A 13,902-nucleotide genomic window follows, 5' to 3' on the forward strand; every position below is an offset into this window, starting at 1 on the left:
GTTATGGATAAAATTATAATGGAGCATGGCTCAGGTGGCCGTGCAACTGGAGAATTAATAAAAGAAATATTTGAAGCACAATTTGATAGCGATGTGCTTTCAGAAATGGAGGATGCTGCTGTGGTGCCTGGTGATGCCACTATCGCCATGACAACAGACAGTTTTGTGGTTACGCCGCTAGAGTTTCCTGGTGGAGATATAGGCCGCCTTTGCATTTGCGGAACGGTTAATGACCTTTGCATGCGCGGAGCTGTGCCTAAATACATCACATGCGGTTTCATTCTGGAAGAAGGGTGCGATATAGAGCAGCTTAGACGCCTTGTAAAATCCATGGCCGCTACAGCAAAGGAAGCAGGCGTGAAAATCGTTGCTGGAGACACAAAGGTAATTGAAGGCAATGGAGGAATTTATATCAACACTGCAGGTGTTGGATTTGTTCCAAAGGGTGTGGATATCAAGGCAAAAAACGCCCAGGATGATGATGTGATTATTGTCTCAGGAAATGTTGGGGACCATCATGCTACGGTTCTCAGCCAGAGAATGGGAATCAAAAACACAATCGAAAGCGATAACGCTCCACTCCAGGAGATGGTAGGAAAGCTTATTGCTAACAAGATTCCAGTCCATGTATTAAGAGATGTCACAAGAGGTGGTCTAGCCACAGTCTTAAAGGAACTTGCCTTAGCAAGTGGCCTTAGATTTGAGATTCTCCAGGAAAAGCTTCCTGTATCGGCACAGGTAAAGTCTTTCTGTGGATTGCTTGGGCTTGATCCACTATACATGGGAAATGAAGGTAAGATGGTTGCCATAGTTCCAAAGGAGTACGCTGCTCAGGCAGTGGAAATCATCCGTGGATGTAAATATGGCGAAAATGCATGCATGATTGGGGCAGTTAATACACCTGAAAACGAAAATGAGGTAGGTGCGCTTATAATGAAAACAGAAATAGGCGGTAGACGTTTTCTTGATATTTTGCAAGGTGAAGGACTTCCTAGAATATGTTAACTCCTACAAACTCCAGTAGGACGTTAATATTTAACATTTATTTCATAATTAGGTAGGGGTATCTTGTGCTATAATATACCTACACATCCAAATACGTTTGTTGAATGAATGAGGAGGATGCCATTTGGGAAAAACTGTACTGGTTGTTGATGACTCGAAGTTTATGAGAGCAGTTGTCAAAGGCGAAGTTGAAAGAAATGGCTGTACTGTTGTAGCTGAGGCCGATTGCAGTGATGCAGCGGTTGAAAAATACAAGGAGTTAAAGCCTGATATAGTGACGATGGATATCACAATGACTGTTGATGGACATACCATTGGTCGAAGTTCAAATGGCATAGATGCTATTAAGCAGATTATCGAATTTGATCCAGAGGCCAAGATTCTAGTGGTTAGTGCCATGGGTCAAAAGTGTTACGTTATAGAAGCTATTGAAGCAGGAGCCAAGGACTTTGTTATTAAACCTTTTGATGAAGTTCGATTTGCAGAGGCATTAGCACATTTCAAGTAGAACTGAATATGGCTTAAAAGGACTGCAGAGCGGTCCTTTTATTTTGCAAAAATAAACAAAAAAAATTGTGCGCAATGGAAACTAATTGCACACAACACATTACTCGATTTCGTTATAAAAAATAATGGGCAAGTAAAAAGACCGAGAACTCGGTCTTTTTGAGGGGAGTATAAATAATTAATAAGGGTGCAACTAGGAAACTCCTAGTTACGGTTCAGATTATAATATAATAGGGGTATCAATGCAATAGAATATTTAAATAATTTTTATTTCATTGACTTGTTATGGGCTGTAGCTTAAGATATTTTTATCTAGGTTTTCCTTGAAAAATCAATTAAGAAAGAGTGTTATAAATTATTTGAAAACGAAGATTTTTACCATTAGTTGTCCATGTCATTTTGGACTTGAGGCACCACTTAAAAGAGAAATATACGATTTAGGATACGACATCACAGAAGTTACCGACGGAAGAGTGACCTTCACAGGCGATGCGGAGGCTATTTGCCGTGCAAATATTCACTTGCGCTGTGCTGAGCGTGTGCTGGTTGAAGTTGGCCGTTTCCATGCCACCACATTTGAGGAGCTTTTCCAGGGAATCAAATCTCTTCCATGGGAAGAATATATTCCAAAGGACGGCAAATTCTGGGTTACAAAAGCTACTTCAGTTAAAAGTAAGCTTTTCTCTTTGACAGACATTCAGTCCATTGCTAAAAAGGCCATGGTTGAGCGTATGAAATCATATTACGATATCAACTGGTTTGATGAGGATGGCGCTGAATATCCAGTAAGAATCTTCTTATTAAAGGACGATGTTGTAGTTACTTTGGATTCTACTGGTGTTCCTCTTCACAAGAGAGGCTACAGAACATACACCAGCAAGGCTCCGCTTTCTGAGACTATGGCGGCAGCTTTAATTGAGCTTACACCATGGCGTGCAGACCGAATCCTTGTGGACCCATTCTGTGGTTCAGGTACATTTTTGATAGAAGCGGCTATGATGGCTGCAAATATTGCACCTGGTCTCAACAGAGACTTCACTTCTATGGACTGGACAAATCTTATCGATTCACAGATTTGGAAGGATTGTTTTGATGAAGCCAGAGCAGAGGTAAATACAGATATCGAATGCGACCTACAAGGTTTTGATATAGATCCTGAAATGGTAAAGATAGCCCGCTTGAATGCAAAGCAAGCAGGAGTTGATCACTTGATTCATTTCCAGGCCAGAGATGTTGCAAATCTTCGCCATCCTAAAAAGTATGGCTTCATTCTTACAAACCCACCATACGGTGAGCGTTTGGAGGACAAAAAGGATTTGCCTGAAATCTACGGCAAGCTTGGAGATGCATTTAAGGCACTTGATAGCTGGTCTATGTACGTTATCACCAGCTATGAGGATGCACCAAAGTCCATTGGCAAGAAGGCAGATAAGAACCGTAAAATCTACAACGGAATGATCAAGACATACTTCTACCAGTTTTTAGGACCTAAGCCAAAGAAGAAGGACTAAATAAATGAAACTTTCCAAGAGATTTTTAGCGTTTGCCTTGATATTGGCAATCACTTTATTTTGGAAATTAAATAATTGGAATGACAGATACGCAGCAGTAGAAACTTTCCGTGGAGCAGCACTGAATGAGGATGTGCTGTATCCTCTTATGTCCAAAAATCTTAACGATTCCAATCAGCTTAAGATTTTCATCAACGGACAGGAATACTCTAACACACAGAGCTATGCCATTTTGGATGACTCTTTGAATCCAGTTGGATCCTTAGAGTTTATTCGTTCTGTGCTGAAGGGCTCAGCCTTCATGGAGGATGAGTCTGCTGCTTTAGTTCAGATAACAGATAATGTATACGAATACATTTTAGACAATACAACCGCCACAGAAAATGGCGATGAAATAGACCTTTCTATTGCTCCTTCTATGCATTTGGGGGAGCTCTATATTGGCATTGAGGACTTGTGCAAGGCATTTGGCTACGCATATGAATACGATAAGGCTACATACACTGTAAATATTCAGTACGACAAAGTTCCTTCGTTGCCTAGAGATTACGATCTTAGAGATGTTAATCGCGTCAGCACAATCAGAAATCAAGGCTCAACTTCTACATGTTGGGCATGTGCTTCATTGGAGGCATTGGAGTCTTCATTGCTACCAGTTCATCAGCATCTTTTCTCAGTAGATTCAATGATAAATGAAAACAGTTTTGACCTTGATCAGTCGGCAGGCGGTAAATACACTATGGCACTTGCATACTTGCTTTCATGGCAGGGACCAGTGGAGGAGCAGACAGAGGAGAGTGATACTACACCTGCAATTATTTCCAGCTTGACTGGTGAGACTCAGGAGAACCAGATTCACCTTCAGGAGGCTCATTTTTATGATGCAGAAAATCTGGACGAGATAAAGTGGGCAGTATATCAGTACGGTGGCGTTTCTACATCCATTTATGCCAGTGTATCTACATCAAATCTGACAGGTTCTAGCAGCTATAATCGCAGAACCAATTCATACTGCTACACAGGAAATGCAAAGCCAAATCACGATGTGGTTATAATTGGCTGGGACGACGATTATCCGGCATCAAACTTCAGCGAGGATGTTCCTGCTAATGGCGCTTTCATCTGCCAAAACAGTTGGGGCACAGGCTTCGGTGATGATGGTGTTTTTTATATTTCTTACTATGATTCAAATATTGGTAACCAGGCGGTATCTTATGTCAAAATAGATACTAACAATACATACAACTATATTTACCAAAGTGATTTGTGTGGTTGGGTTGGACAGATTGGCTATAGCAAGCAGTGGGCTTATGGTGCCAACACATTTGTGGCTGACGCAGATCAGCAGATTGAGGCAGCAGGCTTTTATGCCCTTGGAACTGACACTAGCTATCAGGTTTATTTTGTTTCCAACTACGAAAACACAAGCTCGCTTTCGGAGAAGGAGCTGGTTGCATCAGGCACAGTTTCACAGAAGGGATATTATACTATCAAGTTTAATTCCCCAAAGACTGTAGCAGAGGGAGAAAGCTTTGCAGTAGTTTTATATGTGAATACACCTGATACTGTTCGTCCTTTGGCAGTTGAGTACGTAACTGATTCTATGACTCAGGCAGTGGACATTACTGATGGCAAGGGATTTATCAGTAACAATGGTTTAGATTGGGAGAACGTGGAGGACGTGGTGCAGGCAAACCTTTGCATCAAGGCCTACGCAAATAATGTTGTGGAAGTGTTCGAATAATATGGAACAAAAAGTGATGGGAGCCTTTACGGCTGTTATTTTGGCAATCACCATTTTGATGAGTTGCCTGCTGATTTATGTGCCGAACATGCACATAATCGCTTTACAAGTGGAGGATGAGAAGCTTTCAGGGGGAAGAATATCTGTTATGGATATGCTGCGCTCTAGCGAGGAAGCTTTGCAAGAGGAAAGTGCGGCTACAAGAGATTCTGTTTTGAAGGGGCACCAAATCAGATTAACTTTGCCACAAAACGTTACTAGTGCCAGTGTGAGCATTGATAACATCCACGTAGATAAAACTATCGCAATTACGATAAATGGTATCGGAAAAGATTATTTCAATAATTATCCTATGCGAGGTGCGTCAAATAACATCGTTGATGTAACCTACGACAGTGAAAATCTGGTAGGTGTAATTGAAATAACTATGGACGATGTTTTGGAAGTTCAGATGACTTCCGAGGATGAATACATCTACTTTGACTTTGTAGATCCACATGAGATTTACGATTATGTAGTGGTAGTGGATGCCGGTCATGGTGGAAATGTTCCAGGCGCCACAAAGCAGGGCGTATATGAAAAGGATTTGAATCTGGACATAGTGCTGGAGCTAAAGAAATTATTTGATAGAACTGATAAAAATATAGGCGTTTATTACACACGTACTGACGATTCCAATCCTTCCTTTGAAAACAGAGTTGGATTGGCCAACGATTCAGAGGCAGATTTATTCCTGTCTGTACATAACAATTCAACTGCATCTGGTAGAATGTCTTCTATCAACGGCACAGAAGTTATGTACGAGGGTGGAGATACCACCGGGGAATCAAAATCATTTTCAACACTTTGCCTTGTGCACCTTTTAAATGAGCTGGGCTCAAAGTCGAAGGGCACGGTAGTAGGCGACGAGGTCTATATTATTAGAATGTCAGAGCCGCCAGTTGCACTTGTAGAGGTAGGCTTTATGACAAATCAAAAGGAGTTGGATTTGCTGCAGGATTCTGAATATCAGGCAAAGGCTGCAAAGGCTTTGTACGATGCAGTGATTGAATATTTATATTAACGAGTAGAAGGGAATAATTGTAGTGAAAAGAAAAGTGATTTTTGCAACTGGCAATACCAACAAAATGCGAGAGATTCGCGAGATTCTTGGAGAGGAGGATTTCGAGATTCTTTCAATGAAAGAAGCTGGCATTGATATTGATATCGTGGAGGACGGTGCCACATTTGAGGAAAATTCCTTAATCAAATCTAGAGCAATTGCAGCAGTGGCGAAGGATGCAATTGTACTTGCTGATGATAGCGGTCTGGAAATCGATGCGCTTAACAAGGAGCCAGGTATTTATTCTGCCAGATATATGGGTGAGGATACATCTTACGATATTAAGAATGCAAATCTTATAGAGCGCCTTGATGGAGTGGAAAAACAGGATAGAAGCGCTAGATTCGTGTGCGCAGTTTCAGCAGTTTTCCCTGATGGAGAGGATGCAGTTGTTCGTGGCACAATCGAGGGCTACATTGGTTGGGAGCCAATGGGCACAAACGGCTTTGGTTACGATCCAATTTTTTATCTTTGGGACAAGGATGTTAGTACAGCAAGCCTTTCACCAGATGATAAAAATGCTATAAGCCACAGGGGCCAGGCTCTTAGAATGATAAAGGAAGTTATTTATAAGCATGAAAATATTAGTTGTTAGTGATACACATGGCAGATCTGAAAATCTTCGTGATGCCATTCACATAGAAAATCCAGACAGAATCTATCACCTGGGTGATGGGCAGGGGGTGGAGGACAATCTTTGGATGATGTCGGAAGCTCCAGCAGAATGTGTCTGTGGAAATTGTGATTGGGGGACAAATCTCCCAAATGAAGTTGTACTTGAGGTAGGAAAGCATGTGATTATGCTTACTCACGGACATTATTACGGTGTAAATTATGGCTACGAAAGAATAGCTGAGGCTGCCAGAAATAAGGGCTGTGATGTAGTACTTTATGGCCATACCCATGTACCAACAATCGACCATTACGAGGATTTGATTATAGCAAATCCTGGCAGTATTGCATTCCCAAGACAAAATAGTCGTGAACACACTTATATGACAATTATGGTGGATAATGATGGTGAGTTTACTATGAACTTACATTCATTAGAGGAATACGATAGAACACATGGAAATTAAGATTATCATTGATGGAGAAACTCCACAAAAAGAGCATATCTTGATGTCAGACGAACCCATCAAGTTCGTAGACGCAATGGAGCAGCTTGGACTGAGCTTTTATCGCCCATGCGGTGGAATAGGCAAATGTCTGAGTTGTAACATTCAATTTCTTTATGGCGCACCACAGATGACCTCTGCAGATGAAAAGGCTCTGGATTTTTCGGATATGAGAGCCGGCTGGAGAGTTGGCTGTAAGTGTGTTATCACAAAGGACTGCAAAATTCAGGTCCCAGCATCATTAGCAGGTGAAATTACATCAGTTCTTGCAGACGAAGTTGCAGAAGATGAAGCTATTGATAAGAACAATATTGGTATTGCAGTGGATGTAGGCACAACTACTCTTGCTACTGCTATCATTGACTTATCCACAGGTAAAATTCTGCGTCAACGTAACTGTACAAATTCTCAGGCTAAATTTGGTGCTGATGTTATGAGCAGAGTAAAGGCTGCCATGGAAGGTCATGGAGAAGATTTAAAGAATTGTATTCGCAAGGATTTGACTGATTTAGGAAACAAGATCCTTGGCGAAGATTTCCTGATGCACAAGGTTGTTTTCTGTGGAAATACCGTTATGACACATTTGCTCCTGGGATACACTGTTGATGGCCTGGCCCAGTATCCATTTATTCCATACACACTTGATAGTGTTAGTTTTGTGGAAAAAGGTCGTAATATTTTCTTTATGCCGTCGATAAGTGCTTTTGTTGGTGGAGATATTGTTTCAGGATTGTTTTATTTGGCAATGCAAGCAAAGAAGAATAATAAAGCACAGGATAAATTCCTACTTGTAGATTTGGGAACAAATGCTGAGCTTGTATTATTTGATGGAGAAAACTATTGGTGTTCATCTGCATCGGCAGGCCCTGCTCTTGAAGGCGCATCACTTAGCTGTGGTGTGGCATCTGTTCGTGGTGCCATCAATCATCTGAGCATCAATAAAGGTAAATGCACATACACAACCATAGGCGGAGAGCAGCCTATAGGAATTTGCGGTAGCGGTATTATCGACCTTGTTCATGAGCTTCATCGAAATAAGATAATAGACAATGGTGGTTTACTGTTGGATGAGTACTGCGAAAGCGGATATCCTGTGGCTGATGGTGTGTCAATTACTGGAGAGGATATTCAGCAGGTGCTGCTTGCCAAATCAGCAGTTCATTCTGCTATTCAGCTTTTAGTGCAGGAGGCTGGTTTGACTATGGAGGATATCGACCATTTATATGTGGCAGGAGGCCTTGGTGCATCTGCGAGTGTATGGTCGGCTGCAGATATTGGATTGATTCCAAGGGAATTGGCATCCAAATATGAATCTGTGGGAAATACTGCATTGCTTGGTGGAATAGAATATATCCTTAACGGGGATGAAGATATTCTTAACGAGATAAAAGAAAAATCCAAGGTGGTCATTTTAAATGACAACCCTGGATTCGAAAAACTTTTTTTAGAAAATCTAATGCTTAATTAAAGCTGTTCGCCATTGAGCATTAAAAGGTCTTCAGGATCAATAGGTACGCAAAGACATTTTTTGCCATCTACATAGGCTGTTGTAACATCAGCAGCCTTTGTTTCTGAAACCTTAACAACGATATCAGCTTCTTTACCATCTGCTGTTACGCCGCTAACTTCTTTAAGCTGCTTTGTAAGATCTACAACTCTTTCCTTAAGAACATTTTTTTCTACACGCAGCTCGTTATTCTTAAGAGCTTTTTCATCAAGGATTTCTTCTGCAAGTGGAAGAGCCTCCTCAAAATAGTTCTCGAAATTAGCCTGAACCTTTTCAACCTTCATATCTGAAAGACCAGAATCTGTGAGGATGTTTGCAACGTCCTGTGCCTCAAGAATGATTGGCTCTTCAGGGCCGAGACGTTCTGTTTCAACAGTGATGAAATCAGAAAGATTCTGCTGAATATCAAGCTTTGTCTCGATTGTATCTTCTGTTTCCTCACCAAGAACCTGGTTAAGCATGTTGTCGAATGCGTTCTTCTTCTGAGTAGAAGTTTTTTTGGTGCCACAGCCGATGCAGTTTTCCCAGAACTCTACATGAGGCTCCTTTGTGTTCTTTGTGTATGCTAAGCATGCATGTAAGTCAGTAGTACGCTCTGTAAAGCATGGGAATGTAAATGCTGTATCAACAGGACCAACAACCCAGTCACGGTCTCTTGCACCGATGCGGTTTTCCTGCTCACGATATCCAAGGCCTGGTTTAGAAAGCTGAACAGGGCAGATAGCGCAGATGATATAGTCATAAACTTCCTCTGATTCATCAAGCTTTAAATCGTCTGATGTCTTTACAGGAATATCGTATGTGTCGTGATATAAAAGGATTAAGAAGTTTCCAACAAAATCGTATGATTCAATGATGCGATTGTAGTATTCAATGAGAAGCTTCTCATCCTGAAGACGTGATTCACGAAGTCTCATAAGTAAATCGTGACCGCTTCCTTCGATTTCTGATTCTGGATCAAATGGAAGCTCTAAAAGATTGTTTCCGATTGTACCAGACATTGCTTTGTTGGCAATTTCAAGGTACTTATGAAACTCCTCATCCTCAAGATTAAGGAATGTCTCCTTAAAAGTAAGAACCATTTCTTTGTTTGCATCTACATAGCAACCAACCATTTTATCGAAGTTACATGCATCCTTCTTAAAACGGCGCTTTATTTCATTTACTTCTTTTTTATTCATTTAACTCTAACTCCTGTCTTTAATGTAACGACTCTATTATATGTTTCAAAAAATTAGATAGCAAGACTTGACGTTTTTGATTTGAAGTACCTTTTGCCATATAGGGGTTGACATTGAATTGTCAAATAACTATACTTTAACACAATAAAGGGGAACAATTATGTCACGTTCATTTGTAATCAACAACAATAATAATAACAATAATAATTCCGTGAATAATAATCAGGGGATTTAATTTTATTGTGTTGATGAGATTTGAAGATTGTTTCAATAAGTAAGAATTAGACAGCCTCATCAAGCGCAAGTTTGATGGGGCTTATTTAATGCCAAAAAGTATTAAGTTTTAAGGAGAAAGAATATGAGCGTTAAAACAACAGACGTAAGAACACTTTCAAGAAATTTTAAAGACTACGATGGCAAGGAAGTAACAGTAGCTGGATGGGTACGCAACATGCGTGACTCAAAGACATTCGGTTTCTTAGTACTTGCTGATGGTACATTCTTCAACCCAGTACAGGTTGTATTTAATCAGGACAAAATCGACAACTTCGATGAGGTTTGTCATTTAAATGTTGGTGCAGCAGTATACGTTACAGGTACTGTAGTTGTTACACCAGAGGCAAAGCAGCCATTTGAGATTCAGGCAACAAAGGTTGATATCGAAGGAAAGTCTACACCAGATTATCCAATTCAGCCAAAGAGACACACAATGGAATACCTTCGTACACAGACACATCTTCGTCCACGTACAAACACATTCCAGGCTGTATTCAGAGTTCGTTCTCTTTGCGCATATGCTATTCACAAGTTCTTCCAGGAGCGTGATTTCGTATATGTACATACACCACTTATCACAGGTTCTGACTGCGAAGGTGCTGGTGAGATGTTCCAGGTTACAACAATGGACCTTAACAACATCCCTAAGACAGAGGATGGCAAGGTGGATTTCTCACAGGATTTCTTTGGCCACGCTACAAACCTTACAGTTTCAGGTCAGTTAAATGGTGAGACATATGCTCAGGCATTCAAGAACATCTACACATTTGGACCTACATTCCGTGCAGAGAACTCAAACACAACTCGTCATGCAGCAGAGTTCTGGATGATTGAGCCAGAGATTTCATTTGCAGATCTTGAGGATGACATGATTCTTGCAGAGGATATGTTAAAGTACGTTATCAACTACGTTCTTGAGCATGCTCCAGAGGAGATGGAGTTCTTCAACAACTTCATCGACAAGGGACTTCTTGATAGACTTCATCATGTTGCTAATTCTGATTTCGGCCGCATCACATACACAGATGCAGTTGCAGAGCTTGAAAAGCACAACGATGAATTCGATTACAAGGTATCTTGGGGCTGTGATTTACAGACAGAGCACGAGAGATACCTCACAGAAAAGATTTTTGGTAAGCCAGTATTCGTTACAGATTATCCAAAGGAAATCAAGGCTTTCTATATGAAGCTCAACGAAGACGGCAAGACAGTTGCAGCTATGGATTGCCTCGTTCCAGGCATCGGAGAAATCATCGGTGGTTCTCAGCGTGAGGACGACTACGATGTACTTCTTAAGAGAATGCAGGAATGTGGCCTCAAGGAAGAAGATTACCAGTTCTACCTTGACCTTCGTAAATACGGTAGCTCTCGCCACGCCGGCTTTGGACTCGGCTTCGAGCGCTGCGTAATGTATCTCACAGGCATGGGTAACATCCGCGACGTTATCCCATTCCCACGTACTGTTGGTAACTGTGACCTTTAATTTGTACTGATAGATGAGCCCGTAGTGAACAAGCTATTAGATTTCTCAAGCGAGACATGTAGTCGAGCGGAGAAATACTAATGCTTGTGGACGTAACGGGCGGATTATGACTAGGAGGAGAATATGAGCAAGATTTACATTCCTGAGGGTTATGCGTCAGCGTTGGACCTCAAAGAGACACAGATAGCTATTAAGAAGGTGAAGGACTTCTTCCAGGCACAGCTTACAGCAGAGCTTAATTTACACCGTGTAACAGCTCCACTTTTTGTTGAGCCAGAGTCAGGACTTAACGATAATCTTAATGGCGTGGAGCGCCCAGTTGCTTTCGGCGTAAAGGAGCAGGGAGACAAAGAAGTTGAAGTTGTTCATTCACTTGCTAAATGGAAGAGAATGGCACTTGGTAGATACGGCTTTAATGTCGGTGAAGGCCTTTACACTGATATGAATGCTATCCGCAGGGATGAAGATACTGACAACATTCACTCTATTTATGTAGACCAGTGGGATTGGGAGTGCATCATAGAGAAATCTGCTCGTACTGAAGAGACTCTTAAGAAATATGTTAAGAGCGTATATGCAGCTCTTCGTGTGACTGAGAAATACATTGCTAATTCTTATGATTATGTTCAGTGCATCTTGCCTGAGGAGATTCATTTTATCACTACTCAGGAGCTAGAGGATAGATGGCCAAATCTTACTCCTAGCCAGCGTGAGTACGAAGCAGCCAAGGAATACGGTGCAATCTTCCTTATGAAGATTGGTGATTTACTTAAGTCGGGGGAGAAGCACGACGGTCGTGCTCCTGATTACGATGATTGGCAGCTTAACGGAGATATCATCGTTTACTATCCAGTTGATGACATTTCACTTGAGCTTTCATCAATGGGTATCAGAGTAGACGAAGATAGTCTTAAGAGTCAGCTTGAAAAGTCTGGTTGCACAGACAGAGCAAGTCTTCCATTCCAGAAGGCAATTTTAGAGAAGAAGCTTCCATATACAATCGGTGGTGGTATCGGCCAGAGCCGTATCTGTATGTTCTTCTTACGCAAGTGTCACATCGGCGAGGTACAGTGTTCATTCTGGCCTGAAGAGGACGTAAAATATGCTAGTGACAAGGGTGTTGTTATTCTGTAGACGGAAAATTTCTCAAGAGTGTCTTTCCGTGGCAAACAAAATCCTTTACAATTACAAAAAAATATCGTAGAATATACTTCGGCTCTCAGGTAATGGGGGCCGATTTTTTGCGATAATAATATTTTTTATGTAACCCTTTACTTTAAGACTTTAGTGTGCTACAGTAATAGTGTAATAATTTTAGTTTTATAGGCGGGGATTTTACAGGAGTAGTTATAAAAATGAATAAAAAACTTGAAACAGCAGAAATGGATGAGCTTCTTCGTGCTATACTTAGCCTAGAGACAGTTGAAGAAGCATACGAATTTTTTGAAGATTTATGTACTGTAAATGAGATGGTAGCAATGAAGCAGCGCTTCGAGGTTGCTAAGATGCTCAGAGAGGAAAGAACATATCAGGATATCGCTGACGAAACGGGTGCTAGTTCTGCAACTATCAGCCGTGTTAATCGTGCGCTTAATTATGGTAATGACGGATATGATTTAGTACTTAAAAGAATTGGTCAGTAGAGTTATTATTTATTAGATGAGCTAGGATTTATTCCTAGCTCATTTTTTTTGTGTTGCAACTATGGTATTATATTATGTAGTTTTTGAAACTATGTGATGAAAAATATAGGAGTATTGGAAATGGACAATTCTAGAAAAAGACTTAACGAAATATTACATCAGCTGGCAGAAATCGATTATGTTCATCCAGAGGATATACCTAATATAGATTTATACATGGATCAGGTGCTTACTTTCCTGGATCAGGAGCTTGGTACTGTTCGCGAGGCAACAGAAGACAAAGCTATGACTAAAACCATGATTAACAACTATACCAAGAATCAGATTTTGCCTTCGCCTGAGAAAAAGAAGTATTCAAGGGATCACATGCTGAATCTGATTTTCATTTATTATCTTAAAAACTTTCTATCTATGAAGGAGATTAAGAACATCCTGGACCCTATCAACACTCGCTATTTTGGTTCCAAGGAAGGACTTGGTTTCTACGATATTTATTCAGCTATGGTAGGCTACGAAAGCAAGGTTGCTTCCGATGTTACAAAGGATATTATCCGCAAATACAACATCAGTAAACAAGCCTTTGCTGATCAGGACGAAGAATCTCGCGCAGAATTACAGGAATTCACCTTTATTTGCGAGTTGGCTTTCGATGTGTTTGTTAAGAAGATGATGATAGAGCAGTACTTGGCTCAAAGAGAGGACAAGCCACAGGCAAAGGAAGAAAGTTCTCAAGAAAATCCAATGTAATCTTTGGGATTTTATAGCTAGAATAGTTCTGATGTGATAGAATAAATCAGAACAAATTTTCGAAAATATATCATGCAA

General features: G+C 40.7%; 13 protein-coding genes. 12 read left to right on the plus strand and 1 reads right to left on the minus strand.

All coding sequences use genetic code 11. The annotated features are described in order from the left end of the window. Positions 1 to 3 precede the first annotated feature (3 nt). The 8 genes from hypE to T375_RS07835 all read left to right on the plus strand — a co-directional run bounded on the left by hypE (position 4) and on the right by T375_RS07835 (position 8,455). Positions 4 to 1,005: a hydrogenase expression/formation protein HypE gene (gene hypE / locus T375_RS07800; protein ID WP_044937003.1), complete on the plus strand. Its 1,002-nt coding sequence runs from the start codon at positions 4 to 6 to the stop codon at positions 1,003 to 1,005. Between the two features lie 124 nt (positions 1,006 to 1,129). Then, complete coding sequence (locus T375_RS07805; RefSeq protein WP_044937006.1) at positions 1,130 to 1,513, plus strand: response regulator; 384 nt, start codon at positions 1,130 to 1,132, stop codon at positions 1,511 to 1,513. Between the two features lie 358 nt (positions 1,514 to 1,871). Next, the gene (locus tag T375_RS07810; RefSeq protein ID WP_044937009.1) at positions 1,872 to 3,023 is read left to right on the plus strand and encodes a THUMP domain-containing class I SAM-dependent RNA methyltransferase; all 1,152 of its coding nucleotides are present in this window, start codon (positions 1,872 to 1,874) and stop codon (positions 3,021 to 3,023) included. A 4-nt stretch (positions 3,024 to 3,027) separates the two neighbouring features. Then, on the plus strand, positions 3,028 to 4,767 hold the full coding sequence (locus tag T375_RS07815; RefSeq protein ID WP_044937012.1) for a lectin like domain-containing protein: 1,740 nt from the start codon (positions 3,028 to 3,030) through the stop codon (positions 4,765 to 4,767). 1 nt (position 4,768) lies between these two features. Then, positions 4,769 to 5,830, plus strand: a complete 1,062-nt coding sequence (locus tag T375_RS07820; protein ID WP_044937014.1) for an N-acetylmuramoyl-L-alanine amidase family protein — start codon at positions 4,769 to 4,771, stop codon at positions 5,828 to 5,830. Between the two features lie 22 nt (positions 5,831 to 5,852). After that, a complete protein-coding gene (gene rdgB / locus T375_RS07825) occupies positions 5,853 to 6,464 on the plus strand; it encodes an RdgB/HAM1 family non-canonical purine NTP pyrophosphatase (protein WP_081822007.1) in 612 nt (203 codons plus the stop codon). Beyond that, entirely contained in the window at positions 6,445 to 6,948 is a 504-nt protein-coding gene (locus tag T375_RS07830; RefSeq protein ID WP_044937016.1) for a metallophosphoesterase family protein, read from the plus strand. The genes rdgB and T375_RS07830 overlap by 20 nt, the downstream gene beginning before the upstream one ends. Next, positions 6,938 to 8,455, plus strand: a complete 1,518-nt coding sequence (locus T375_RS07835; RefSeq protein ID WP_044937020.1) for an ASKHA domain-containing protein — start codon at positions 6,938 to 6,940, stop codon at positions 8,453 to 8,455. The genes T375_RS07830 and T375_RS07835 overlap by 11 nt, the downstream gene beginning before the upstream one ends. Here the strand turns inward: T375_RS07835 and T375_RS07840 are convergent. Continuing rightward, a complete protein-coding gene (locus T375_RS07840; protein WP_044937024.1) occupies positions 8,452 to 9,675 on the minus strand; it encodes a DUF4317 domain-containing protein in 1,224 nt (407 codons plus the stop codon). The two genes, T375_RS07835 and T375_RS07840, sit on opposite strands and share 4 nt — an antisense overlap. Positions 9,676 to 10,033: 358 nt before the next feature. On the opposite strand from T375_RS07840, the gene asnS reads away from it, so the two are divergent. The 4 genes from asnS to T375_RS07860 all read left to right on the plus strand — a co-directional run bounded on the left by asnS (position 10,034) and on the right by T375_RS07860 (position 13,824). After that, a complete protein-coding gene (asnS, locus tag T375_RS07845) occupies positions 10,034 to 11,434 on the plus strand; it encodes an asparagine--tRNA ligase (RefSeq protein ID WP_033153339.1) in 1,401 nt (466 codons plus the stop codon). Between the two features lie 123 nt (positions 11,435 to 11,557). Beyond that, positions 11,558 to 12,568 carry an aspartate--ammonia ligase gene (asnA, locus tag T375_RS07850; protein ID WP_044937027.1) on the plus strand — a complete coding sequence of 337 codons (1,011 nt, stop codon included), beginning with the start codon at positions 11,558 to 11,560 and terminating at the stop codon, positions 12,566 to 12,568. A gap of 221 nt (positions 12,569 to 12,789) precedes the next feature. After that, complete coding sequence (locus tag T375_RS07855; protein WP_033153343.1) at positions 12,790 to 13,077, plus strand: YerC/YecD family TrpR-related protein; 288 nt, start codon at positions 12,790 to 12,792, stop codon at positions 13,075 to 13,077. Between the two features lie 120 nt (positions 13,078 to 13,197). Next, positions 13,198 to 13,824, plus strand: coding sequence for a DUF1836 domain-containing protein (locus T375_RS07860; protein ID WP_044937030.1), 627 nt, complete (start codon positions 13,198 to 13,200; stop codon positions 13,822 to 13,824). Positions 13,825 to 13,902 lie beyond the last annotated feature (78 nt).

The organism is Pseudobutyrivibrio sp. LB2011 (assembly GCF_000701765.1).
Classification (GTDB): domain Bacteria; phylum Bacillota; class Clostridia; order Lachnospirales; family Lachnospiraceae; genus Pseudobutyrivibrio; species Pseudobutyrivibrio ruminis.

Excerpts from the sequence above, each read along its gene's own strand:
- asnS (WP_033153339.1), top strand. The coding sequence starts at position 10,034 with ATGAGCGTTAAAACAACAGACGTAAGAACACTTTCAAGAAATTTTAAA.
- T375_RS07830 (WP_044937016.1), top strand. The coding sequence starts at position 6,445 with ATGAAAATATTAGTTGTTAGTGATACACATGGCAGATCTGAAAATCTT.
- T375_RS07815 (WP_044937012.1), top strand. The coding sequence starts at position 3,028 with ATGAAACTTTCCAAGAGATTTTTAGCGTTTGCCTTGATATTGGCAATC.
- T375_RS07860 (WP_044937030.1), top strand. The coding sequence starts at position 13,198 with ATGGACAATTCTAGAAAAAGACTTAACGAAATATTACATCAGCTGGCA.
- T375_RS07820 (WP_044937014.1), top strand. The coding sequence starts at position 4,769 with ATGGAACAAAAAGTGATGGGAGCCTTTACGGCTGTTATTTTGGCAATC.
- T375_RS07855 (WP_033153343.1), top strand. The coding sequence starts at position 12,790 with ATGAATAAAAAACTTGAAACAGCAGAAATGGATGAGCTTCTTCGTGCT.
- asnA (WP_044937027.1), top strand. The coding sequence starts at position 11,558 with ATGAGCAAGATTTACATTCCTGAGGGTTATGCGTCAGCGTTGGACCTC.
- T375_RS07840 (WP_044937024.1), bottom strand. The coding sequence starts at position 9,675 with ATGAATAAAAAAGAAGTAAATGAAATAAAGCGCCGTTTTAAGAAGGAT.
- T375_RS07835 (WP_044937020.1), top strand. The coding sequence starts at position 6,938 with ATGGAAATTAAGATTATCATTGATGGAGAAACTCCACAAAAAGAGCAT.
- hypE (WP_044937003.1), top strand. The coding sequence starts at position 4 with ATGGATAAAATTATAATGGAGCATGGCTCAGGTGGCCGTGCAACTGGA.